This is a genomic window from Streptomyces sp. NPDC098781 (assembly GCF_044759995.1).
GTDB lineage: Bacteria > Actinomycetota > Actinomycetes > Streptomycetales > Streptomycetaceae > Streptomyces.
This window is the reverse complement of the sequence record NZ_JBIWAK010000007.1, coordinates 358,616-380,654: the sequence shown is the minus strand read 5'-3', so window position 1 is coordinate 380,654 and position 22,039 is coordinate 358,616. Positions and strand designations below refer to the sequence as shown.

22 protein-coding genes are annotated in these 22,039 nt (G+C 72.0%); 8 read left to right on the top strand and 14 right to left on the bottom strand.

Translation table 11 applies throughout. The features are described from left to right. Positions 1-7: 7 nt before the first annotated feature. Complete coding sequence (locus tag ACIQWG_RS28735) at positions 8-1,339, bottom strand: serine-threonine protein kinase (protein ID WP_404100965.1); 1,332 nt, start codon at positions 1,337-1,339, stop codon at positions 8-10. Between the two features lie 96 nt (positions 1,340-1,435). Then, positions 1,436-2,668 carry an exo-beta-N-acetylmuramidase NamZ domain-containing protein gene (locus ACIQWG_RS28730; RefSeq protein ID WP_404100963.1) on the bottom strand — a complete coding sequence of 411 codons (1,233 nt, stop codon included), beginning with the start codon at positions 2,666-2,668 and terminating at the stop codon, positions 1,436-1,438. Positions 2,669-2,857: 189 nt separating this feature from the next. Here ACIQWG_RS28730 and ACIQWG_RS28725 point away from each other — a divergent pair, with 189 nt between their 5' ends. From ACIQWG_RS28725 to ACIQWG_RS28715, 3 genes are read left to right on the top strand one after another with little or no spacing between them, the layout of a single operon-like run. Next, complete coding sequence (locus ACIQWG_RS28725) at positions 2,858-3,631, top strand: SDR family oxidoreductase (RefSeq protein ID WP_404100961.1); 774 nt, start codon at positions 2,858-2,860, stop codon at positions 3,629-3,631. Next, positions 3,628-5,292 (top strand): class I adenylate-forming enzyme family protein, encoded by a 1,665-nt coding sequence (locus ACIQWG_RS28720; RefSeq protein ID WP_404100959.1) that lies wholly within the window; start codon positions 3,628-3,630, stop codon positions 5,290-5,292. The genes ACIQWG_RS28725 and ACIQWG_RS28720 overlap by 4 nt, the downstream gene beginning before the upstream one ends. Positions 5,293-5,347: 55 nt before the next feature. After that, entirely contained in the window at positions 5,348-5,941 is a 594-nt protein-coding gene (locus tag ACIQWG_RS28715) for a TetR/AcrR family transcriptional regulator (RefSeq protein WP_404100958.1), read from the top strand. Positions 5,942-6,073: 132 nt separating this feature from the next. On the opposite strand, the gene ACIQWG_RS28710 is transcribed toward ACIQWG_RS28715, so the two are convergent. The 3 genes from ACIQWG_RS28710 to ACIQWG_RS28700 all read right to left on the bottom strand — a co-directional run bounded on the left by ACIQWG_RS28710 (position 6,074) and on the right by ACIQWG_RS28700 (position 8,804). Next, a complete protein-coding gene (locus ACIQWG_RS28710) occupies positions 6,074-7,288 on the bottom strand; it encodes an acyl-CoA dehydrogenase family protein (RefSeq protein ID WP_404100956.1) in 1,215 nt (404 codons plus the stop codon). 6 nt (positions 7,289-7,294) lie between these two features. Next, a complete protein-coding gene (locus tag ACIQWG_RS28705; RefSeq protein ID WP_404100954.1) occupies positions 7,295-8,329 on the bottom strand; it encodes a phosphotransferase family protein in 1,035 nt (344 codons plus the stop codon). Positions 8,330-8,507: 178 nt separating this feature from the next. After that, on the bottom strand, positions 8,508-8,804 hold the full coding sequence (locus ACIQWG_RS28700; RefSeq protein ID WP_404100953.1) for a hypothetical protein: 297 nt from the start codon (positions 8,802-8,804) through the stop codon (positions 8,508-8,510). Between the two features lie 113 nt (positions 8,805-8,917). Between ACIQWG_RS28700 and ACIQWG_RS28695 the strand changes: the two genes are divergently transcribed. Next, on the top strand, positions 8,918-9,895 hold the full coding sequence (locus tag ACIQWG_RS28695) for an NADP-dependent oxidoreductase (protein ID WP_404100951.1): 978 nt from the start codon (positions 8,918-8,920) through the stop codon (positions 9,893-9,895). Positions 9,896-9,966: 71 nt separating this feature from the next. Here ACIQWG_RS28695 and ACIQWG_RS28690 read toward each other — a convergent pair whose 3' ends face one another. The 4 genes from ACIQWG_RS28690 to ACIQWG_RS28675 all read right to left on the bottom strand — a co-directional run bounded on the left by ACIQWG_RS28690 (position 9,967) and on the right by ACIQWG_RS28675 (position 12,190). Further along, a complete protein-coding gene (locus tag ACIQWG_RS28690) occupies positions 9,967-10,296 on the bottom strand; it encodes a DUF202 domain-containing protein (protein ID WP_404100949.1) in 330 nt (109 codons plus the stop codon). Continuing rightward, on the bottom strand, positions 10,293-10,685 hold the full coding sequence (locus ACIQWG_RS28685) for a YidH family protein (RefSeq protein ID WP_404100947.1): 393 nt from the start codon (positions 10,683-10,685) through the stop codon (positions 10,293-10,295). Before ACIQWG_RS28685 ends, ACIQWG_RS28690 begins: the two co-directional genes overlap by 4 nt. A 62-nt stretch (positions 10,686-10,747) precedes the next feature. Next, positions 10,748-11,263, bottom strand: coding sequence for an NUDIX hydrolase (locus ACIQWG_RS28680; RefSeq protein WP_404100945.1), 516 nt, complete (start codon positions 11,261-11,263; stop codon positions 10,748-10,750). 33 nt (positions 11,264-11,296) lie between these two features. Continuing rightward, the gene (locus ACIQWG_RS28675) at positions 11,297-12,190 is read right to left on the bottom strand and encodes a DMT family transporter (RefSeq protein WP_404100943.1); all 894 of its coding nucleotides are present in this window, start codon (positions 12,188-12,190) and stop codon (positions 11,297-11,299) included. Positions 12,191-12,495: 305 nt separating this feature from the next. Between ACIQWG_RS28675 and ACIQWG_RS28670 the strand changes: the two genes are divergently transcribed. From ACIQWG_RS28670 to ACIQWG_RS28655, 4 genes are all read left to right on the top strand, one after another. Further along, complete coding sequence (locus ACIQWG_RS28670; protein WP_404100941.1) at positions 12,496-13,446, top strand: hypothetical protein; 951 nt, start codon at positions 12,496-12,498, stop codon at positions 13,444-13,446. A gap of 298 nt (positions 13,447-13,744) precedes the next feature. After that, entirely contained in the window at positions 13,745-15,301 is a 1,557-nt protein-coding gene (locus tag ACIQWG_RS28665) for an APC family permease (protein WP_404100939.1), read from the top strand. 102 nt (positions 15,302-15,403) lie between these two features. Then, positions 15,404-16,165, top strand: a complete 762-nt coding sequence (locus tag ACIQWG_RS28660; protein WP_404100937.1) for a molybdopterin-dependent oxidoreductase — start codon at positions 15,404-15,406, stop codon at positions 16,163-16,165. Beyond that, positions 16,149-16,772 (top strand): cytochrome b/b6 domain-containing protein, encoded by a 624-nt coding sequence (locus tag ACIQWG_RS28655; protein WP_404100936.1) that lies wholly within the window; start codon positions 16,149-16,151, stop codon positions 16,770-16,772. Before ACIQWG_RS28660 ends, ACIQWG_RS28655 begins: the two co-directional genes overlap by 17 nt. Here ACIQWG_RS28655 and ACIQWG_RS28650 read toward each other — a convergent pair. The 5 genes from ACIQWG_RS28650 to ACIQWG_RS28630 all read right to left on the bottom strand — a co-directional run bounded on the left by ACIQWG_RS28650 (position 16,726) and on the right by ACIQWG_RS28630 (position 21,944). Further along, complete coding sequence (locus ACIQWG_RS28650; protein WP_404100934.1) at positions 16,726-17,850, bottom strand: hypothetical protein; 1,125 nt, start codon at positions 17,848-17,850, stop codon at positions 16,726-16,728. The two genes, ACIQWG_RS28655 and ACIQWG_RS28650, sit on opposite strands and share 47 nt — an antisense overlap. A 291-nt stretch (positions 17,851-18,141) precedes the next feature. Further along, on the bottom strand, positions 18,142-19,167 hold the full coding sequence (locus ACIQWG_RS28645; RefSeq protein ID WP_404100932.1) for an L-idonate 5-dehydrogenase: 1,026 nt from the start codon (positions 19,165-19,167) through the stop codon (positions 18,142-18,144). 14 nt (positions 19,168-19,181) lie between these two features. Continuing rightward, positions 19,182-19,943 carry an SDR family oxidoreductase gene (locus ACIQWG_RS28640; protein WP_404100930.1) on the bottom strand — a complete coding sequence of 254 codons (762 nt, stop codon included), beginning with the start codon at positions 19,941-19,943 and terminating at the stop codon, positions 19,182-19,184. Positions 19,944-19,953: 10 nt separating this feature from the next. Next, complete coding sequence (locus ACIQWG_RS28635) at positions 19,954-21,351, bottom strand: GntP family permease (protein ID WP_404100928.1); 1,398 nt, start codon at positions 21,349-21,351, stop codon at positions 19,954-19,956. Between the two features lie 74 nt (positions 21,352-21,425). Continuing rightward, a complete protein-coding gene (locus ACIQWG_RS28630) occupies positions 21,426-21,944 on the bottom strand; it encodes a gluconokinase (protein ID WP_404100926.1) in 519 nt (172 codons plus the stop codon). Positions 21,945-22,039 lie beyond the last annotated feature (95 nt).

Genomic DNA, 22,039 nt, shown 5'->3' with positions numbered 1-22,039 from the left:
CGGCGGGTCAGCGGATCCGGCCCGCCGCCAGCACCACCTGCGCCAGCTCCCGGTGCAGGATGTCGCTGTGCGCCCCCGCGGGCGGCCCGCCCCGGCTGACCACGGCCGCCGCGTCGACGTTCACGCACCCCGACTCCGGCAGTTTCGCCTTCAGCGCGTCGGCCAGCTTCAGCGACTTCGTCCCCGGCACCGCCCGCACCCCGCCGTGCCCCATCGCCCCCCACTTGTCACCCAGCATCCGCCCGACGTCCGGCGCCGTGATCCCCCGCGCGTCCCCCGCCATCCGGGAGGCCAGCGGGTACATCGTCGACAGCGCCGAGTCGTGCCGCGAGTAGCAGCACACCAGCGGTCCGTCGATCCGGTTGTGCTGGCCCTCCAGCACCCCGCCCGCACGGGCGTCGTGCGGGAGCCGGGACGCGAACGCGTAGTGCGAGAAGGCGCCTTGCAGCAGCGTCACGGACTTCACGGTCCGCACGCCCTCCGGCAGCCCGCGCAACGCGAACGACACCAGCCGGGCACCGAAGCTGTGCCCGACGAGATGCACCCGCACCTCGGGCTCCCGTGCGGCCAGCTGTCCGACGACCCGGCCGAGCCCGCGCTCGCCGACCGTCCCGGCGCGCCGCTTCATCGCGTAGTACGTCGCCTGCCGCAGCAACTCGTGCGCGCCCTCCCACGGATTGGGCAACGAGAAGGAGGCCGCGCCGGCGTCCGGCGCCCCGTCGGGGGCTTCCAGACCGGTCAGCGTCCGCGCGAACTCCTCGCACAGGGCCGCGGTGGAATCCGAGAACAGTTCCGGTGAGTCCTGCGGCACCCCCTCGCACAGCGTGTCCGCGGCGAACAGCGCCTGCGGCCCCGGCGGCACGACGTCCACCAGCATCCGCACCAGCCGCCCGAACTCCTCCAACTCGGCCTCCTCGCGCGGCTGCTGGTCCAGCAGCCGGGCGAGCTGGTCGATCACGGTCGCCCGCCCCGGGAAGGTCTCCAGCAGCGCGTGCCGCGTGTCCTTGTCGAGCACCGGCCGGCGCGGCAGCTCGGCCGCCACCGCCCGCGGGAAGTCCGGGATCGGCTCGTCCGAGAACCGCATCGACGGCCAGACCACGCCCACGTACCCGATCCTCGCCTTCGGCGCCAGCTTCGGGATCGGCGTGAAGAAGCCGTCGTAGAGCCGGGTCGCGCCCGAGCGGTCGTTGTTCCAGCCGTGCGCGAAGACGATCAGATCACGGACGCCGTACCGCGCCACGCCGGCCAGCAGCCGGTCCCGCCTGCCGGCGTCCGGATCTCCGTCCGCGTCGAAGGTCAGCTCCCAATAGGGAGTCACGCTCACTGCCGGCTCCGCCATGACAGGCCCCCTCGGCCCCCGAAGTGGTGCGATACGGGCGCATCGTCCTGCTACCGGGCGGGAATGGCCATACGTCGTCACCCATCCGTGGGCCGCTCATCTGTACAGCAGGTACTCCTCCCGGACCCGCCGGAACGCCGCCAGCTCCCGTCGCCAGCCCGCCACCACCTCGTCGGTGCTGGCACCGGCGTCGATCATCGTGCGGACCTGGGTGGAGCCGGTCAGCTTGTCGATCCAGTTGTCCGAGCGCCAAGTGAAGCCGCTCCAGGCCTTCTTGGCGGTCACCAGCAGCGCGACTCCGGTGCGGACGGGGTCGTACGCGGCCCGGTCGTGCACATGGACCTGCACCCCGCCGATGGTCTTCCCCTGGAACTTGGAGAACGTGGGCGCGAAGTACGCCTCCCTGAAGTGCACCCCGGGAAGGCCGAGTTCGTTGGCCGCCACGGCCCAGCGGCCGTCGATGCCCTCCGCGCCGAGCAGTTCGAAGGGGCGGGTGGTGCCGCGGCCCTCCGAGAGGTTGGTGCCCTCGAAGAGGCAGGTGCCCGAGTAGACCAGGGCGGTGTCCGGCGTCGGCATGTTCGGGCTCGGCGGCACCCAGGGCAGGCCCCAGGCGTCGTAGAACTCCGACCGCCGCCAGCCCGTCATCCGTACGGTCTCCAGGGGCACCGGGGCGGTGAGGAACTCCCCGTTGAACAGCCGCGCCAGCTCGGCGACCGTCATGCCGTGCGCCTGGGAGATCGGCTGCCGGCCGACGAAGGTGGCGAACTCCCGGTGCAGGACCGGGCCTTGGGCCGCCCGTCCGGTCACCGGGTTCGGCCGGTCCAGTACGACGAAGCGCTTGCCGGCTAGCTGGGCGGCCTCCATGCAGTCGTACAGGGTCCAGATGTACGTGTAGAAGCGGGCGCCCACGTCCTGGATGTCGAAGACGACCGTGTCGACGCCGGAGGCGGTGAAGATGTCGGCGAGGGGCCGGCCGCTCTTGAGGTACGTGTCGTAGACGGGGAGGCCGGTCGCCGGGTCGTCGTAGCGGCCCTCGGAGCCGCCTGCCTGGGCGGTGCCGCGGAAGCCGTGCTCGGGCCCGAAGACGGCCCGCAGGTCCACCTTCTCGTCGGCGTGCATCACATCCACGATGTGGCGGACGTCCCTGGTGACGCCGGTGGGATTGGTGACGATGCCGACCTTCTGGCCGTCGAGGACCGCGTAACCGTCGGCGGCCAGGCGCTCGAAGCCGGTGCGCAGGCGCCCGTGGCGCTCGGACGCCGCCGCGGCCGATGGTAGGGATGCTGCTGCCGTTGTCGCTGCGAGGAGAGCTCGTCTGGAGAGGCGCATGGGGGGCACGGTATTGCTCCCTCAGAGTGTGGGGAAGGTGGTGGTGGTTCGTGGCTTGTCGCGCCCACGCGGCGGAGCCGCACATCGACACAGCCCCGCGCCCCTGAGCGGCGCGGCAGTGGCCCTTCCCTGGCACATACCGACCGGTTAGTCTGGCCGTTGCAGCAGAGCCGCAGTCGAAGGAGACCGATGGTGGAAGCCGTTCAGGGTGCCGGAGTGGTCGTTACCGGGGCTGGGGGAGGCATCGGGGCCGCGCTTGCCCGGCGCTTCGCCGCCGAAGGGGCGCGGGTCGTCGTCAATGACCTGGATGGTGTGAAGGCCGCCGCCGTCGCCGAGGAGGTAGGCGGCATCGCGGTCCCCGGCGACGCCTCCGCCATCGTCGCCGACGCCCGGGACGCGCTCGGCGGTGCCGTCGACGTCTACTGCGCCAACGCCGGTGTCGCCTTCGGCGGGCCCGACCTCGACGACCTCGGTGACGAGAAGTCCTGGTCGCTGTCCTGGGACGTGAACGTCATGGCCCACGTGCGGGCCGCCCACGCGCTGCTCCCCGACTGGCTGGAGCGCGGCAGCGGACGGTTCGTCTCCACGGTCTCCGCCGCCGGGCTGCTCACGATGATCGGTGCCGCGCCGTACGCCGTCACCAAGCACGGGGCGTACGCCTTCGCCGAGTACCTGTCGCTGACGTACCGCCACCGCGGCGTCAAGGTGCACGCCATCTGCCCGCAGGGCGTCCGCACCGACATGCTCGCCGCCACCGGCAGCGCGGGCGACCTCGTGCTCAAGCCCACCGCCATCGCGCCCGAGGACGTGGCGGACGCGCTGTTCAAGGGGATGGAGGAGGACCGCTTCCTGATCCTGCCGCACCCCGAGGTCGCCGCGTTCTACGAGGCGCGGGCGGGAGAGCCCGACCGCTGGCTGGCCGGCATGAACCACCTCCAGCAGAAGTGGGAGGAGGCCCGGTGACCGACTCCCGGTACGCAGCCAAGCCCTGGCTGAACCTGCTGAACGACGCCCAACGCGCCCCGATAACCCCCGCCGACTCCCTGGTGCACGCCCTGCGCCGGGCCGCCGCCGGGACCCCGGAGCGCGACTTCCTCGCCTACTTCGACGGCCGTCTGACCTACCGCGAGGTCGACGAACTCAGCGACTCCGTCGCCGGGCACCTCACCGCGCGCGGCCTGGAGCGCGGCGAGCGCGTCGCGGTCCTGCTCCAGAACTCCCCGCACTTCGTGCTCGCCGTGCTCGGCGCCTGGAAGGCGGGGGCGGTCGTCGTGCCCGTCAACCCGATGTACAAGTCGGGGGAGGTCACCCACGTCCTGCGGGACGGCGACGTGGCCGCGCTGATCTGCTCGGACCGTGCCTGGGAGTCGTACCTGCGCGAGACGGCCGCCGACTCGCCGGTGCGGATCGTGCTCACCGGATGCGAGCGGGACTTCCAGACGCGCGACGACGCGCGCGTGCTGGGCTTCGAGCGGCTCCCGCAGGCCGACGACACCGACGACCTGGCCGCCGTCGCCCGCGCCGGGCACAAGGCGCCCGACGGCCGCGACCCCGGCCCGTCCGACATCGCGCTGATCAGCTACACCTCGGGTACCAGCGGCACCCCCAAGGGCGCCACCAACACCCACGGCAACATCATGTACAACGCCGAGCGGCAGCGGACGGGACTCGGTCTGCCCGAGGCGCCCGTCTACTTCGCGATGGCGCCGCTGTTCCACATCACCGGGATGGTCGCCCAGTTCGGGGCGTGCCTGAACAGCGCGGGCACCCTCGTGCTGGCGTACCGCTTCGAGGCGGGTGTCGTGCTGGAGGCGTTCGCCGAGCACGGGCCGCACTACACGGTCGGCCCGTCGACCGCCTTCATGGCGCTGGCCGCCCACCCCGACGTCAGCCGGGAGCACTTCGCGTCCTTCGTCAACATCTCGTCCGGCGGCGCCCCGCTGCCGCCCGCGCTGGTGGAGAAGTTCCGGGCCGGCTTCGGGCCGTACATCCGCAACGGCTACGGACTGACCGAGTGCACGGCCCCCTGCGCCGCCGTCCCGCCGGACCGGGAGGCCCCTGTCGACCCGGTCTCCGGCACGCTCGCCGTCGGTGTTCCGGGGCCCGAGACCGTCGTACGGATCGTCGACGACCTGGGCCAGGAGGTGCCGTTCGGCGAACAGGGCGAGATCGTCGTACGGGGCCCCCAAGTCGTCCCCGGCTACTGGCAGCGGCCCGACGCCACCGCCGAGACCTTCCCCGACGGGGAACTGCGCACCGGCGACATCGGCTTCATGGACGCCGAGGGCTGGCTGTACGTCGTCGACCGCAAGAAGGACATGATCAACGCGTCCGGCTTCAAGGTGTGGCCGCGCGAGGTCGAGGACGTGCTCTACACCCACCCGGCGGTGCGCGAGGCGGCCGTCGTCGGGGTGCCGGACGGGTACCGCGGGGAGACCGTGAAGGCGTACATCAGCCTCCGTCCGGGTGCCGAGGCGGACCCCGACGCACTCGCCGCGTACTGCCGGGAGAGACTGGCCGCTTACAAATATCCGCGGCAGGTGGAGGTCCTGCCCGACTTGCCCAAGACGGCCAGTGGGAAGATCCTCCGTCGGGAACTGCGTTCCCGCGCGAACGACGGCTAGACAGCAGACGGCAAGACGGTAAGCGGAACATCTCGGAAGGGCAGGTGGCGGCACAGTGGCCAGGACGACGGACGGTGACGGTACGCCCGTCCCGCAGCGGTTGCTCGCCGCCGCCACCCGGCTCTTCGCGGAGCAGGGCTACGACCGCACCTCGGTGCAGGAGATCGTGGAGGCGGCAGGCGTCACCAAGGGGGCGCTGTATCACTACTTCGGTTCCAAGGACGACCTCCTGCACGAGGTGTACGCGCGCGTGCTGCGCGTTCAGCAGGAGCGGCTCGACTCGTTCGCGGACGCCGACGAGCCCATCGAGAAGCGGCTGCGGGGGGCCGCGGCGGACGTCGTGGTGACGACCATCGAGAACCTCGACGACGCGATGATCTTCTTCCGCTCGATGCACCATCTGAGCCCGGAGAAGAACAAGCAGGTGCGCGCCGAGCGGCGGCGCTACCACGAGCGCTTCCGTGCGCTGGTCGAGGAGGGGCAGGCGGCGGGGGTCTTCTCCACGGCGACCCCGGCGGACCTGGTGGTGGACTACCACTTCGGCTCCGTCCACCACCTGTCGACGTGGTACCGCCCCGACGGCCCGATGAGCCCCCAGGAGGTCGCGGACCACCTGGCGGACTTGCTGCTGAGGGCACTGCGGCCTTGAGGCCGGGGGCTCTGCCCCCTGGACCCCCGCTCCTCAAACGCCGGAGGGGCTGGTTTTTCAGCCCGTCCGGCGTTTGAGGACGAGGCCCCTTCAGGGCCGACAGCGGGGGCCTGGGGGCGGCAGCCCGCCGAGCTACAGGTACTTCTTCAACTCCCGCCGAGCCAGCGACCGCTGGTGCACCTCGTCCGGCCCGTCCGCGATCATCAGCGTCCGCGCCCCGGCGTACAGCTCCGCCAGCGGGAAGTCCTGGCTCACACCCCCCGCACCGTGCAACTGGATCGCCCGGTCGATGATGTCGACCACCGCCCGCGGCGTCGCGATCTTGATGGCCTGGATCTCGGTGTGGGCACCCCGGTTCCCGACGGTGTCCATCAGCCACGCGGTCTTGAGCACCAGCAGCCGCAACTGCTCGACCGTCACACGCGCGTCCGCGATCCAGTTGTGCACCACACCCTGCTGGGCCAGCGCCTTGCCGAAGGCATTACGGGACACGGCCCGCCGGCACATCAGCTCGATCGCCCGCTCGGCCATGCCGATCAGCCGCATGCAGTGGTGGATCCGGCCGGGACCGAGCCGCGCCTGGGCGATGGCGAACCCGCCGCCCTCCTCGCCGATGAGGTTGGCCACCGGCACGCGCGCGTGGTCGAAGACCACCTCGGCGTGGCCGCCGTGCGAGTGGTCCTCGTAACCGAAGACCTGCATGGCACGCTTCACCGTGACGCCCGGGGTGTCGCGGGGCACCAGGATCATGGACTGCTGACGGCGGATGTCCTCACCGTCCGGGTCCGTCTTGCCCATCACGATGAAGATCTTGCAGTCCGGGTTCATCGCCCCGGAGATGTACCACTTGCGGCCGGTGATGACGTACTCGTCGCCGTCCCGCTCCATGTACGTGGTGATGTTGGTGGCGTCCGAGGAGGCCACCTCCGGCTCGGTCATCGCGAACGCCGAGCGGATCTCACCGGCCAGCAGCGGCTCCAGCCACTGCTTCTTCTGCTGCTCGTCGGCGAACTGCGCCAGCACCTCCATGTTCCCGGTGTCCGGCGCCGCACAGTTCAGCGCGGTCGGTGCCAGATGCGGGGAACGGCCGGTGATCTCGGCGAGCGGGGCGTACTGGAGGTTGGTGAGCCCCGCGCCGTACTCGGCGTCGGGCAGGAAGAGGTTCCACAGGCCCTGCCTGCGCGCCTCGGCCTTGAGCTCCTCGACCACGGCCGGGGTGTCCCAGGGGGACGCCAGCGCGGCCCGCTGCTCCTCCGCCACCGCCTCGGCCGGATAGACGTACTCGTCCATGAAGGCGAGCAGCTTGGCGCGCAGTTCCTCGGTGCGTGCGTCGAAAGCGAAGTCCATGTCCCGTCAGCCTTCCTGGATGCCGTCTTGAAGAGTCGTCAGGCCGTGCTCGATGAAGACCGGGACGAGGTCGCCGATGCGGTCGAAGCCGCGGCCGACCGTCTGGCCCAGCGTGTAGCGGTAGTGGATGCCCTCCAGGATCACGGCGAGCTTGAACCAGGCGAACGCCGTGTACCAGGAGACCGCGGAGACGTCGCGCCCCGAGCGCGCGGCGTACCGCTCGATCAGCTCGGCCGGATCCGGATGCCCGGCGGCCTCGGCGGTCGTGGAGACCGGGGAGTCGGGTGTGCCCAGCGGCATGCTGTACATGACCAGCAGGCCCAGGTCGGTCAGCGGGTCGCCGAGCGTCGACATCTCCCAGTCGAGGATCGCGTTGATCCGGTCGTCCTCGCCGATGAGCACGTTGTCCAGCCGGTAGTCGCCGTGGATCACCGTCGGCGCGGGAGAGGCCGGCAGCCGTCGTCCGAGCGTCGCGTGCAACTCGTCGATGCCGGCCAGCTCGCGGTTGCGGGAGCCGTCCAACTGCTTGCCCCAGCGGCGCAGTTGCCGGTCCAGGAAGCCCTCGGGGCGGCCGAAGTCCTCCAGGCCCACCGACGCCGGCCGCACGGCGTGCAGCTCGACCAGCGTGTCCACCAGCGACAGCACCGCGCCCCGGGTGCGCTCCGGGCCGAGCGGGGCCAGCTGATCGGCGGTGCGGTACGGGGTGCCCTCGACGAACTCCATGACGTAGAACGGCGCCCCGAGCACCTCCTCGTCCTCGCACAGCAGGACCGGCCGCGGCACCGGCACGTCCGTCGGGTGCAGCGCGCTGATGACCCGGTGCTCGCGCTTCATGTCGTGCGCGGTGGCGAGGACGTGGCCGAGCGGAGGCCGCCGTACAACCCACTTCGAGGTGCCGTCGGAGACCGCGTACGTCAGGTTCGACCGTCCGCCCTCGATCAGCCGGCCGGTCAGCGGACCGTGCGCCAGACCGGGCCGCTCCCGCTCGAGCAGGCCGTGCAGCCGTTCGAGATCGAGTCCGGGCGGATGGTCGGGGCTCATACAGCGCTCCTAAGGCAGGTGAAGTGACCTGACTCATGATGCCGACCAGTCGGTATGTAGTCCAGTGGGGGAGCCGAACGTGATCGGGCCCACCATAGGCCGACAGCTCCCCGCGCGGAGCGCCGGGGAGCTGTCGGTGGGTGTTTCGGTGGGCGTTCGGTGGTGCCTGGGTCCGGCCTCAGTGGTCGTCCCAGTGGCCCTCGTGCGAGGCGTGCCGGTGGCCGTCGTGGAGGTAGTCGACGTGGTCGCCGTGCTGGACGCTCTCGTGCCCGCAGCCGGCGCCGTGCTCGTGGGTGTGACCCTGGTGGGCGACGTGCGCGTTCGTCTCGCACTCGTCCCAGTGGCCGCCGTGCTTGCGGTGCAGGTGGCCGTCGTGCGCGTAGTCGGTGTGGTCGCCGTGCCGCACCGCGGTGTGCCCGCAGTCCGGGCCGTGGGTGTGGGCGTGGGCGGGGTGTTCCGTGTGAAGGGTGGTCATGCTGCTCACCTTCGGAGGAGCGGGGGTCTGACGTCGGACAGGCTGCCACGCGAACGCCGCATATCAGGTCATTCGGCTTGCGTGGCGCTCTGCCACCCCGGAGGGTCGGAGCCATGAAGGGGATCAGCTACTCACGCTACGGCGGGCCCGACGTGCTCGCATACGGAGATGTGCGCGACCCGCGGGTCGGCCCCGACTCCGTGCTGGTCAAGGTGCGGGCGGCGGCGGTCAACCCGGTCGACTGGAAGTGCCGCGAGGGCTACATGGACCGGTTGCTGGAGCCGGTCTTCCCGGTGGTCCCGGGCTGGGACGTCTCCGGTGTCGTCGTCCAACCGGGTGCGTCGGTGACGGAGTTCGCCGTCGGCGACGAGGTCATCGGCTGTGTGCGCGAGGACGTCCTGTCGCGCGGCACCTTCGCCGAGTACGTCGCCGCTCCCGTGCGCACCCTGGCGCGCAAGCCGCGCAATCTCACCTGGGAGGCGGCGGCCGGACTGCCGCTCGTGGGGCTGACGGCGTATCAGGTGCTGACCAAGGTGCTCCAGGTCAAGCGCGGGGAGACGATCCTCGTGCACGCCGCCGCGGGCGGGGTGGGCTCGATCGCCGTCCAGCTGGCCCGCCACCTGGGCGCCCGGGTGATCGGTACGGCGAGCGCGCACAACCACGACTTCGTGCGGGACCTGGGCGGCGAGCCGGTGGAGTACGGCGAGGGGCTGACGGAACGGGTGCGCGGACTGGCGCCCGAGGGCGTGGACGCGGCCTTCGACACGGTCGGCGGCGACGCGCTGAAGGCCTCGGCCAACCTGCTGGCCCCCGAGGGACGGCTGGTGTCGATCGCCGACCCGGACGTCCTGGACTTCGGCGGCCGCTACTACTTCGTCCGGCCCGACTCCGACGACCTGCTGCGGCTGTCCGAGCTGGCGGAGCAGGGGGTGGTCACGGTGCATGTCTCGCAGACGCTCCCACTGGAGCGCGCGGCGGACGCGCAGAGCCTGAACCAGGAGGGCCGCACCAGGGGCAAGATCGTGGTGACCGTGGACTGGGACACGGAGGAGGCGGCGGCGCCGGAGGGGTTGTGGCAGGGCGCGGAGTAGGGGAGTAGTGCCGGGCAGGTACCGGGGGTGCGGACCGGCGCCGGGTGAGGTCGAGCGGCGGGCAGGCGGCGTCAGAAGAGCAGTGCGGCCGCGCACGCGGCCAGGGCCACCGTGAGCAGGACGGTCGCCGTCGCGTAACGGGCCGTGAGCGCCTCGGGTTCGGCGGAGGCGGCCAGGGTGCGGATCCGGCGGTGGGCGAGGGTCAGGAAACCCAGCCACAGCGCGCAGCACAGGGCACAGACGACACTTCCGGCCACCGTGACCCCGCCGTGCAGCGCGGTCCGCACGGCGAGTACCGCGGCCACGGTGCCGGACAGTGTCGTACGACGCCATGCCAGCCGCGTCCGCTCGGGCTGCAACCCCGGATCCCGGACCGGCGTCGCGGCGGGACCGGCGCTCATCCCTCCCACCCGACGAGCACGACGACGACCATCGCCACGGCCACGACGGCGACCACCAGGCTCAGCACCGCCGGGAACCGCGACACCGGCAGGTCCTCGCCGCGGCGCATCGCCCGCTCGCACCGCACCCAGTGGTTGACCGCGCGCAGCGAACACAGCACACCGGCCGCGAGCAGCGCGAGCGCCAGTCCGACGCGCCAGCCCCAGCGCAGGTCCGGCAGGAACTGGTCGACCGCGAAACCGCCGCCGATCAGCGCGAGCGCGGTACGCAGCCAGGCCAGGAAGGTGCGCTCGTTCGCCAGCGAGAACCGGTAGTCGGGCGTGCTGCCCTCCTGCCGGATCCCCTGGGGCGCGAACCACAGCCGGACGTTCCGTACGAACTCGATCACATGCCCGACCCTATCCGGGCGCCCGTCGGCGGGCGTCGCCGGTCCCGCCGCGAGGGGCAGGGTCAGCGGGCGGCCCGGTGGGCCTTCAGGCGCTCGTACGCCGCCAGCCCGTCCGGCACCCACGACCACTGGGCGAGCCGCCGCTCCACCTCGGCGTCCGGCAGGAAGTCGTGCCAGGCGACCTCCGCCACCTGAGGGCTCACCGGCAGCTCGCAGCGCACCTCGTACACCGCCGACCACCAGGTCTGCCCGGCGCCGTCGTCGTACAGGAACTTGAACAGGTACGACGGCCGGGGCAGCCCGCTCACCCCGAGCTCCTCCTCCGCCTCGCGCAGAGCGGCGTCGTCGTAGGACTCGCCCGCGCCGACCACGCCGCCGACGAACATGTCGTACCGCGAGGGGAACACCAGCTTGGTGGGGGTGCGGCGATGCACGAAGAGCCGGCCCTCGGCGTCGCGCGCCTCGACGAAGACACAGCGGTGGCGCAGCCCCATGGCGTAGGCCTCGCCGCGCGGCGACCGCCCGATGACCCGGTCCTGTTCGTCGACGATGTCGAGGATCTCGTCAGCAGAGCTCATGGGGCCATCCAAGCAGGGCGGCCCGGGGGACGGTCAGGGCGTCTGAAGGACGGGCGTGCGCTTCGGCTGGGCCGCCCCGCACGGCATCGCCGCGTGCGTGCCGAGCAGGATGATGCCGACCACGATCCCGGCCAGGCCCGCGGCCTCCCACGCCAGCGCGCCGGCGTCGGTGCGGAGCCGGTCGCCGAGGAAGCCGACGCCGCAGAGGATGCCGGCCAGCGGCTGGGCGGCGGTCAGGGCGGGCAGGGACATGCGCAGGGAAGCCGTCTCGAAGGCGCTCTGCACCAGGATCAGCCCGGTGAGGCCGAGCGCCACGACGGCGTACGGCTGCCAGCCGGTCAGCACCTGTGCCATGCCGCCGTCGGCGAACCGTTCCCCGGTCACGCGGGTCAAGGCGTCCTGGACGCCGTAGAGCAGGCCGGCCGCGGTCGCCAGCAGGGCGGGACCCGCGCTGAGCCGGGAGCGCTTGGCGTACGTCGTGAGCACGAGGGCCACCCCGATCATCAGGCCGATGATCAGCCACTGCCGGAAGGAGTCGTCGGTGGCCGTGCCGCCCGTGGGCTGTCCGGCGACGATGAACGCCGTCACACCGCCCGCGAGCAGTGCGAGGCCGGACCAGCCCTGGCGGCCCAGGGGCTGCTTGGTCTGGCGCCGGGAGAGCATGAGCGCGAACAGCAGGTTCGTCGCCAGCAGCGGTTCCACCAGGGAGATCTCGCCCTGACCCAGCGCCATCGCGCCGAGTGCCATGCCGACCACCATCAGGCCGATGCCGCCGAGCCAGCGCGGCACCTTCATCAGGTCGAGAAGGATCCGCGGCGAGAGGAAGTCGCTCAGCGGCGCCTTCTGGGCGGCGTTCTGCTGAAGGACGAAGCCGAAGCCCAGACAGCATGCCGCGGTGACGGCGAGTATCAGAATCTGGAGCGACACGCTGCGTACCTCGAATCCTGCCGGGCGGACGGGGTGCGGTAAGGGCCGACTGTAGCGGCCCGGAGCCCGGCGTGCGCGTTCCAGCAATCCTGCGGTGCGGGTGCCCACCTCGCCATGACGTACGCCACACACTGCCAATAAATCCGACATTACGGACAGGTTGAAACTCTCAACTGGCACATCAGTAACGGGAGTTGACGCGTGTAACGCCTCGGCGGCCCTTGACGTGAACCGTTGGCTGCGGGTTTGCTGTGCGTGATCGTTTGATGACTGTCCACGTATTGCTCACAACAGGACCCGGAACGGTGTCCCCACCTCCGCCACCCCTCGGCCGCGGCCGCAAGCGCGCGGCCCACGCGTTCGACGCGGCCCTCGACGACGCCGAGCTCGCCGCGGCCCGTGCCGCACTGGCTCAGGGCAGATGGCAGACGGCCCGCTCGCTGCTCGCCCGCACCGGCGACGACTGGGACCGCCGAGGGCACCGCGTCACCGTCCTCGCCCAGGAGCCGCACAGCGCTCCCTGGACCCGCGACTGGCTGCTCGCCGAGCCGGACTCCGTGGACGCCGCCGTCCTGCTCGCCCTCGCCCAGGTCCAGCGCGCCCTGCGCGGCAAGGAGAAACCCGTGAGGGCCCGTGAGGCCTGCCACGCCGCCGCGGCGCTCGCGCCCGGTGACCCCACGCCCTGGCTGGGGCTGCTGATGCTGGAGAGCGCCGTGGGCGCCGAGGCGGAGGTGCGGCGCCTGTTCGCCGAGGTCCGCGCCCGGTACGCCGACCACCACCACGCCCATCATCTGATCGTCGCCCGGCTCGCCGAGCACCGCTCCGGCGGCGGCGTAGACCCGCTGCACGAGGTCTACGACTTCGCCATCGAGGCCGCCGACCGGGCCCCCGCCGACTCCCCGCTCGCCATCCTTCCGGTCGTCGCCCACGCCGAGCGCTACCGCGTCCTCGCCGCGGCCGGCCACGAGCCGCCGGACGCCGCGGCCTCCGGGCACTGGACCGGCCGGCGCGCCCGGCAGGTGATGCGGGCCGCCTTCGACTGGTGGCTGGAGTGGGAGCAGGAGGGCCACCCGCGCCGTCTGATCGACCTGAACTTCCTCGCCCACGCCAAGGTGTGCGAGGGCCGGGGCGCCGAGGCCGCCGCCCTGTTCCACCGCATCGGCGAACACGCCACCCCGTCGCCGTGGTCCTACCCCGACCGCGACCCGTACGCCGCCTTCCGCACCGCCCGCGCCACCGCCCTCGGCACGACGTGAGAACACCGCCCGGCCCCATGCGCCGACCCGACCGCGGCCCCGAGCCGGGCCCCGAACCGTCCGTCCGACGACCCCGGCTCCGACGCCCGCCCCGGACCCCGACCACGCGACCACCCCGGACTCGCGCGCGCCCGCACGCCACAGCCCCGCGCGCGACGCGATCGCAAGACCCCCGACCGAGACCGAGCAGCCCCACCACCCCCGGTCCGCACCCCCGCTCCGCCCGCACGGACACGCCGCGCCCCACCCGCGCAGCCGCCCACCCACGCACCCCACCCCCAGAAGGACGGATCTTTCGATGACGACGGGCAGTTCCAGTACCAGCAGAGTCGCCGACACCGCTCCAGGCGGCGGTGGCATCAGTACGTTCAAGGGCCAGGACCGAGCCCTGCGCGCCGACCGGCTGGGGACCACGGGGCTGCTGCTCTCCGTGCTCGCCGCCACCGCGCCCCTGATGGTCGTCGCCGGTGTCATGCCCACGACCTTCGGGGTGATGGGCATCCTCGGACAGCCGCTGCTCTTCGTGATCCTCGGCGTCGTCCTCGCGCTGTTCAGCGTGGGGTACGCCGAGATGAGCCGGCACGTCCACAACGCCGGCGCCTTCTACGCCTACATCTCCCGCGGCCTCGGCGGCACGGCCGGCGCCGGCGCCGCGATGGTCGCGCTCGTCGCCTACAACGCGCTCCAGGTCGGCATCTACGGCATCTTCGGCTTCGAGGTCTCCGGGCTGTTCGCCACCTACCTCGACACGGAGCTCGCCTGGTGGATACCGGCGCTCCTCGCCGTCCTGGTGGTCGGCGCGCTCGGCTGGCTGAAGATCGACCTCAACGCCCGGGTGCTCGGCGTCCTGCTGATCATCGAGGTCCTCCTCGTGGTCGTCTTCGACGTCGCCGCCATCGCCGACCCGGGCAAGGAGGGGCTGTCGCTGCACGCCTTCAACCCGGACACCCTCAGCGGCGCGGGCATCGGCACCGCCCTGTGCTTCTGCGTCGCCGCGTTCCTCGGCTTCGAGCAGGCCCCCGTCTACGCCGAGGAGACCAGCCGCCCGCACGTCCTCGTCCCCCGCGTGATGTTCCTCGCCATCGGCGGCATCGCGGTGTTCTACACGATCAGCTGCTGGGCCTACACCGTCGCCGCCGGACCCTCCGCGATCGTCGGCACCGCGCAGGAGCAGAGCGCCGGGCTGCTGTTCTTCTTCACCGAGGACCTGCTCGGCGAGACGTTCACCGACGTCCTGCACGTGCTGTTCGTGACCGGCATGTTCGCCGCCATGCTCAGCTTCCACAACGTCGTCGCCCGCTACGCCTTCGCGATGGGCCGCGAGGGCCTGCTGCCGTCCGCCTTCGGCCGCACCAGCGGCGCGAGCGGCGCCCCCGGCACCGGCTCGCTGCTCCAGACCGTGATCTCGCTCGTGGTCGTCGCCGCCTTCGCGTTCGCCGACGACAAGCCGACCGGCGACCCGACCGCACCGGTGCTGCACCTGTTCACCTGGATGGGCAACCTCGGCGCGCTGGGCGTCGCCGCGCTGATGGCCGCCGCGTCGGTCTCCGTGATCGTCTTCTTCGTCCGCCGCGGTGCCGTCGCCGCCCAGTTCTGGCGGCTGGCCGCCTCCGGGCTCGCGGTCGTCGGGCTGCTCTTCATCGTCGTCTACACCGTCAAGGACTTCGACGTCCTGATCGGCGCCGGCCCCGACTCGACCCTGAGCTGGGCGCTGCCCGCCGTGATCGCCCTCGCGCTGGTCGTCGGCGTGGCCCAGGGCCTGCTCCTGCGCTCCCGCGCCCCCGAGCGGCACGCCCGGATCGGGCTCGGCAACGAGGCGTTCCAACTGGAGAAGGCGGCGACGGAGGAGTCGTAGCGGCAGGCCACCACCACGAGTCCTGCGAGAAGTGGTTACGGAACTCTGACGAGCACCCGCGATCCCTGGTCCCGCCGGGGTCGCGGGTGTTCGAATGAGTGGGTGAACCGCGAACAGCCCGAGAACGAGGGCGAGGCCCTGGGCGACGAACCGGGCGAGGAGAAGGGCAAGCCGATCGGCCGCCGTGTCCTGCTCGGCACCCTCGGCCTGGGTGCCCTGGGCGTGATCACCGCGCCCACCCTCCAGCGCGGCCTGGAGTCCTTCCTCGCGAGCGCGTCCGACAAGGACCCCACCGGCCTGACGAACCTGCTGCCCAACGGCGGCGGCTTCCGCTACTACTCGGTGACCTCCTCCGTACCCCGCAAGAGCGCCACGACCTACCGCCTCAAGATCGACGGCCTGGTCGACCGCCCCCGGACCTACACACTGGCCGACCTGCGCGCCCTGCCGCAGACCCGGATGGTGCGCGACGTCCAGTGCGTCACCGGCTGGCGGGTCCCCGACACACCCTTCGAAGGCGTGCGCCTGTCCCAGCTGCTCGACGCCGCCGGGGTGCGCGAGGGCGCCGGGGCGGTGCGGTTCACCTGCTTCGACGGCGCGTACAGCGAGAGCCTCACCCTGGACCAGGCCCGCCGCGCCGACGTCCTGGTCGCACTGCGCATGCAGGACAAGGACCTGAGCCACGCCCACGGAGGCCCGGTGCGCCTCTATGTGGCCCCCATGTACTTCTACAAGTCCGCCAAGTGGCTCTCCGGGATCACCGTCACCGAGGACGTGCGGCCGGGCTACTGGGAGGAACGGGGCTACGACGTCGACGCCTGGGTCGGCCGCTCGAACGGACGCGACGATGAGCCTACGACTTGACGCCCCCGGCAGGGCCACCGACGCCCGCCGGTTCGGCCCCACCACGCGCTGGGTGCACCGTACGACGGCCGTGCTGATGGGCGTGTGCGTGGTGACGGCGGCCTGTCTGTACATCCCGCAGTTCGCCGAACTCGTCGGCCGCCGCGAGCTGGTGGTCCGCGTCCACGAGTGGGCCGGACTGGCGCTGCCCGTCCCCGTCCTGGCCGGCCTCGCCTCCCGCCTCTTCCGGGCCGATCTCCGCTTCCTCAACCGCTTCGGCCCGCACGACCGCGTCTGGCTGCGCGCCGCGCTGCGCCGCGACAAACGGCGCTCGTCGCGTCCGGCGGGCAAGTTCAACGCCGGGCAGAAGATCTACGCGGCCTGGATCGCCGGGGCGACGCTCGTGATGCTCGGCACGGGGCTCATCATGTGGTTCACCCACCTCACCCCGATCGAGTGGCGCACCAGCGCGACCTTCGTGCACGACTGGCTCGCCCTCACCATCGGCATCGTCCTCGCGGGACACATCGGGATGGCGTTGGGGGACCCGGAGGCCCGGCGCGGCATGCGCACCGGCTCGGTCAGCCGGGAGTGGGCCGAGCGGGAGCACCGCCTGTGGCGGCCGTGACCGGCCCACCGCCGGGGTGCCGTGCCCCTTCGGACGCGGCCGCACCGTAGCCGGTCTCGCCGGGGCCGCTCGGCTCCAGCACCACGTCCGGCAAGCCGACCGTGAACGCGCCCGACAGCCGTACCTCCGTGCCGCCGTACCGCACCGCCACATCCACCGGGCCCGGCTCCAGCGGCGGTACGACGACGGAGAGCACGACCCTGCCGCCCGCCCCTGGCTTCAGCACGGGAACCCCGGGCACCGGCAGTGCGCCGACGCTCACGCTCCCACCCACCAGCAGCTCGGACGTGTCGAAGTACGCGCCGGCCAGCTCGATCCCGATCACCTCACCGGGCTTGGCCGTACCGTCTCCGCCCGTGTCCACCCCCGAGATCCGGTATTGGCACGCGGGGGTCTCGCTCGACGAGGGCTTCAGCCGCACGATGGCCCCCGGATGCCGTCGGTGGAAGTCGAGCAGTGCGCCCAACACGGCGTGAGCGGCGCGCCCCTTGCAGGAGCCGTCGCCGCCCGCGAGAGCGGCATGGTCCCGGACCGCCTGCTCCCACCTGCCCCCCTCGCCCTGCACTGCCAGACAGGCGGTGGCCAGACCACGTAGCAGGACCCAGTCGCCGTCGGTCGTGAGCCGGGGGATCGCACCCAGGGCGGCCCGGCACCGGGCGGGGTCGCGCAGCAGGTCGTACACACCGGCCGGATCAAGGGTGCCGTCGGCGTCGGGCGAGTCCGGGCCGGGCGGTAGCCAGTCGGGGACTGCCACGAGTTTCGGGCTCACGGTGGGGCTGGGGGAGGGCCTCGGGGGCCCGCTCGCCTTGCCGCCGACATAGGGAGAGCCGGGCGTACCCGTCACCGCGGGTGCGCCGATGTGCCCGTCGGGCCGCTGCGCCGGTGGGGCCGAGGAAATCCCGGCAGGGTCGGTCGGCAACCGCCCGGCACCATCCGTGGGCCCGGCGGTGACGATGGTGCCCCCGTCGCCCCTGCCGTCCGCCGTGCCACCCCCGTCACCGGTGAAGGCCGCGGCAGCCACCGCCACCGCCCCTACGACGAGCAGCCCCGAGATCCGCATCCCGAGGGAAACCGCCATGACGCCCCCCGAAGTCCACGCCCCCGACGGCTGCCGGAGCCGTCAGGAGTCACCTCATCATCGGGCCGAACGCCTCCCTGGGGAAGCCGCTTCAACTGATCGACGGCACGCCTCGGGCCACCGACCGCCGCGGAACCTCACCCTCCGGACCCCGGCAGCACCTCACGGGACCGCCCCGGATCGACGGCACACCTCGGGCCACCGACCGCCGCGGAACCTCACCCTCCGGACCCCGGCAGCACCTCACGGGACCGCCCCGGATCGGCGGCCGACGCGAACGCCCCCGAACCCTCAACCCCCAAAGTCCAGCAACACCTTGCACGAGCGGCCCCGATCGGCCGCCAGCGCGAACGCCTCCTCGGCCTGCGACACCGGTATCACCGCGCTGACCAGCCCGTCGAACGACGGCTCGGTGGCCAGGAGTTCCAGGGCCGGGTCGAACTCCGTGTCGAAGCGGAACGCCCCGCGCAGGTCGATCTCGCGGCTCACCACGAGGTTTCCCGCGAACGGGCTCTGTCCTGGTGGCAGCATCCCCAGCTGGACCACGACCGCGCCCCGCCGGACGAGCCGCAGGCAGGTGTCCAGGCCCGCGGCCACCCCCGACGCCTCGATCGCCACGTCCACTTCGGCGGGCCACCCGGCGTCGTCCGGATCGTCGGCCCGTACGACGGTGTCGGCGCCGGCCACACGCGCGTACTCCAGCGCTGTCGGCAGCAGGTCCGTCACCGTGACCCGTGCCGCTCCCGCCGCCTTCGCCGCCGCGACCACCAGGCACCCGATCGGCCCGGCACCGGTGACCAGAACATGCCGTCCGGCCATCTCGCCGGCCCGGCGCACCGCGTGCAGGGCGACGGACAGCGGTTCGGCGAGCGCTGCCCGCCGTAGGCCGAGGCCCGCCGGGAGCGGTCGCAACTGGGCGGCCGGGACCGCGATCCGGGCCGCGAAGCCGCCCTGCACATGCGGGAAGCGGGCCGCGCTGCCGAGGTAGCGGGTGTCACGGCAGACGTTGCGCCGCCCGTCCGCGCACTCCGGGCAGACCTCGCAGGGCGTGGCGGGGTGCACGGCGACGGCCGTACCGACACAGGGACCTGACGCGCCGTCGCCGTACCCGACGACCGTGCCGACCACCTCGTGCCCGAGCAGCATCGGCTCCCGCAGCCGGAAGTCGCCGACCCCGCCGTGCCGCCAGTAGTGCAGATCGGAGCCGCAGACACCGCCGTAGCGCACGGCCACCAGCGCCTGCCCGGGCTCCGGGACCGGCACCGGGAGTTCCTCGACCCGCAGGTCGCCCCGACCGTGGATCACACAACCGAGCATCCCCGCAGCCTCCTTCACAGCACGCTGGTCATGCCGCCGTCGACGTACAGCACCTGTCCGCCGACGAAGTCGGCGGCCGGGGAGGCGAGGAACAGCACCCCGCCCACCAGGTCCTCGGTACGGCCCCAGCGGCCGGCCGGGGTGCGGCGGCGCACCCAGGCGCTGAACTCCTCGTCCGCGACGAGGGGCGCGGTCAGCTCGGTCTCGATGTAACCGGGCCCGAGGCCGTTGACCTGGACGCCGTACGGGCCCCAGTCGGCGCACATGCCCTTGGTGAGCATCTTCAGCGCACCCTTGGTGGCCGCGTACGGCGCGATGCCGGGGCGTGCCACCTCGCTCTGGAGGGAGCAGATGTTCACGATCTTCCCGTGGCCGCGTTCCGTCATCCGGCGGGCCGCCTCACGGCCCACCAGGAACGCGCTGGTGAGGTTGGTGTCCAGGATGCGGTGCCATTCCGCGTCCGTGAACTCCAGCAGGGGTGCGCGCAGTTGCATCCCCGCGTTGTTGACCAGGATGTCCAGCGGTGCCACCCGCTCCTCGACGTCGGCGATCCCCGCGGCCACCGCCGGGCCGTCGGTCACGTCGAACACGGCCGTGTGGATCCGGTCGCCGGGCAGTTCGGCGGCGGCCTCGGCGAGGCGTTCGCCGTCGCGTCCGTTGAGGACCACCGTGCAGCCGGCCTCGGCCAGACCCCGGGCGAGCGCCAGGCCGATGCCCCGGCTGGACCCGGTGACCAGGGCCGTGCGTCCGCTGATGTCGAAGAGCGGGTGACTCATGCTCGTACCCCTAGATGATCAGTGAGAGCAGCAGGACCAGACCACCCGCGACCACCGAGATGATCGTCTCCATCACGGACCAGGTCTTCACGGTCTGGCCGACGCTCAGACCGAAGTACTCCTTCACCAGCCAGAAACCGGCGTCGTTGACATGGCTGAAGAACAGCGAGCCGGCGCCGATGGCCAGGACGAGCAGGGCCGCGTGGGTCGTCGACATGTCGGCCGCGAGCGGGGCGACCAGACCGGCCGCGGAGACCGTGGCCACCGTCGCCGAACCCGTCGCCAGCCGGATCGCCACCGCGATCAGCCAGGCCAGCAGCAGCGCCGGGATCGACCAGCTCTCGGAGATGTCCAGGACCATCTGGCCCACACCGGTGTCGATCAGCGTCTGCTTGAAGCCGCCGCCCGCGCCCACGATGAGCAGGATGCCCGCGATGGGAGCGAGGCCCTTCTCGACCAGCGGCGACAGCCGCTCCTTGCCGAACCCGGCCGGCTTGAGCAGCGTGAAGATGCCCACCAGCACAGCGGCCAGCAGTGCGATCAGCGGCGAGCCGACGACGTCGAACACGCGCTGCACGGTGTTCTCGGGGTCGTCGATCACGATGTCGACCAGCGCCTTGGAGAGCATCAGGACGACCGGCAGCAGAATGGTCGCCAGCGTGGCGCCGAAGCCGGGACGCTTCTCCAGCTCCTCCGAGGCGCGCTGCGGAATCATCCGGTCCGGGGCCGGCACATCCACCCACCGGGCGGCGTACCGGGAGAACACCGGACCGGCGATGATCACCGTGGGTATGGCGATCAGGACACCGAGCGCCAGCGTCACACCCAGGTTGGCGCCGACCGCGTCGATCGCGACCAGCGGGCCCGGGTGCGGCGGGACCAGGCCGTGCATCACGGACAGACCGGCGAGGGCGGGGATGCCGATGCGCATCAGCGAGTAGTTGCCGCGCTTGGCGACCATCAGCACGACCGGGATCAGCAGCACGACGCCGACCTCGAAGAACAGCGGCAGCCCGATCACCGAGGCGATCAGCACCATCGCCCAGGGCATCGACCGCCTGCTTGCCTTGGCGAGAATGGTGTCGACGATCTGGTCGGCGCCGCCGGAGTCGGCGAGCATCTTGCCGAGGATCGCGCCGAGGGCGATCAGTACGCCCACGCCGGCCACGGTCGTGCCGAGCCCGGTGGTGAAGCTGGCGATGACCTCGTCGAGCGGCGCCCCGGCGAACGCGCCCAGCGCCAGCGACCCGATGGTCAGCGCCAGGAACGCGTGGAGTTTGAACTTGGTGATGAGCAGGACGATGACGGCGATGCCCGCCAGGACGGCGATGCCCAGCTGAGCGTGGCCTGCCGAGGTGATGGGCTCGACGGGGTCCGCTGCCAGCATCTCGACGCTGAGTCTGGTCACGGGGGGTTTCCCTTGCAGGTACGGGGATTGGGGGAGGGGTGCTGCCGTGGGGGGTGGCGGCGGTGCGGGAGGTGCTACGCGACTGACTCGGGAAGACCGTCCAGCGCGTCGGCGGCCCGTTCGGTGATCTCCTCGGGGCTGCCGGCGACATCGACCGCCACTCCGGCCTCGTCGGCCTGGAGCGGCTGGAGCGTGGCGAACTGGGAGTCCAGCAGCGCGGTCGGCATGAAGTGCCCCTGCCGGTGCGTCATCCGGTCCTCGATGAGGGCCCGGTCACCGGTGAGATGCACGAACACGACCCCGGGCGCCTCGGCCCGCAGCCGGTCCCGGTACGACCGCTTCAGCGCCGAGCAGCTGACCACCCCGCCGAGCCCCGCCCGCTCGTGCGCCCAGGCACCGATGGCGTCGAGCCAGGGCCACCTGTCGTTGTCGTCGAGCGGGGTACCGGCCGACATCTTGGCGATGTTGGCCGACGGGTGGAAGTCGTCGCCCTCGGCGTAGGGGACGCCGAGCCGGGCCGCGAGCAGGGGACCGATGGTGGTCTTCCCGGTGCCCGCAACGCCCATGACCACGACGACATGGGGGGTACTCATCGCTGCCTCACTGTCTGCTGTTCTCCGTCGACACGTGATGTCGACGCAACTGAAGCTCATTAGGTACGACGAATTCAAGAGTCTGTGACATATAA

Coding starts and splice junctions, on each gene's coding strand:
- ACIQWG_RS28735 (WP_404100965.1), bottom strand. CDS start 1,339: ATGGCGGAGCCGGCAGTGAGCGTGACTCCCTATTGGGAGCTGACCTTC.
- ACIQWG_RS28730 (WP_404100963.1), bottom strand. CDS start 2,668: ATGCGCCTCTCCAGACGAGCTCTCCTCGCAGCGACAACGGCAGCAGCA.
- ACIQWG_RS28725 (WP_404100961.1), top strand. CDS start 2,858: ATGGTGGAAGCCGTTCAGGGTGCCGGAGTGGTCGTTACCGGGGCTGGG.
- ACIQWG_RS28710 (WP_404100956.1), bottom strand. CDS start 7,288: ATGGACTTCGCTTTCGACGCACGCACCGAGGAACTGCGCGCCAAGCTG.
- ACIQWG_RS28705 (WP_404100954.1), bottom strand. CDS start 8,329: ATGAGCCCCGACCATCCGCCCGGACTCGATCTCGAACGGCTGCACGGC.
- ACIQWG_RS28700 (WP_404100953.1), bottom strand. CDS start 8,804: ATGACCACCCTTCACACGGAACACCCCGCCCACGCCCACACCCACGGC.
- ACIQWG_RS28695 (WP_404100951.1), top strand. CDS start 8,918: ATGAAGGGGATCAGCTACTCACGCTACGGCGGGCCCGACGTGCTCGCA.
- ACIQWG_RS28690 (WP_404100949.1), bottom strand. CDS start 10,296: ATGAGCGCCGGTCCCGCCGCGACGCCGGTCCGGGATCCGGGGTTGCAG.
- ACIQWG_RS28680 (WP_404100945.1), bottom strand. CDS start 11,263: ATGAGCTCTGCTGACGAGATCCTCGACATCGTCGACGAACAGGACCGG.
- ACIQWG_RS28665 (WP_404100939.1), top strand. CDS start 13,745: ATGACGACGGGCAGTTCCAGTACCAGCAGAGTCGCCGACACCGCTCCA.
- ACIQWG_RS28655 (WP_404100936.1), top strand. CDS start 16,149: ATGAGCCTACGACTTGACGCCCCCGGCAGGGCCACCGACGCCCGCCGG.
- ACIQWG_RS28650 (WP_404100934.1), bottom strand. CDS start 17,850: ATGGCGGTTTCCCTCGGGATGCGGATCTCGGGGCTGCTCGTCGTAGGG.
- ACIQWG_RS28645 (WP_404100932.1), bottom strand. CDS start 19,167: ATGCTCGGTTGTGTGATCCACGGTCGGGGCGACCTGCGGGTCGAGGAA.
- ACIQWG_RS28640 (WP_404100930.1), bottom strand. CDS start 19,943: ATGAGTCACCCGCTCTTCGACATCAGCGGACGCACGGCCCTGGTCACC.
- ACIQWG_RS28630 (WP_404100926.1), bottom strand. CDS start 21,944: ATGAGTACCCCCCATGTCGTCGTGGTCATGGGCGTTGCGGGCACCGGG.